Annotated in this window: 1 protein-coding gene; it reads left to right on the top strand. The window is 58.7% G+C overall.

Annotated features, from left to right (window positions below):
• Positions 1–269 (top strand): Ig-like domain-containing protein (locus AC23NW_RS36350; RefSeq protein WP_487455613.1); only part of this gene is annotated, 269 nt, incomplete at both ends.

Here is a 269-nt window from a genome sequence, read left to right as displayed (position 1 = left end):
CCGACGGTACACGGGACGATAGTGGTGGCTACCAGCGGCAGCTACACGTACACACCGGCGGGCGGTTATGCGGGTCCGGACAGCTATCCGTACACGGTCTGCAACACGGCGGGTAAGTGTGCCAATGCCACGCTGAGCATATTGATTGAGGCTCCGGCTTATCAGTCGCCGGTTGCCAAGAACGATATCAACAATACGAACGTGAATACACCGGTTCCGGGCAATGTGCTGACCAACGATGTGGATCCGCAGGGTCTTCCGCTGACGGC

It is taken from the genome of Arsenicibacter sp. R0_47, from assembly GCF_057652235.1.
This window is presented reverse-complemented; position numbering and strand designations above follow the sequence as displayed.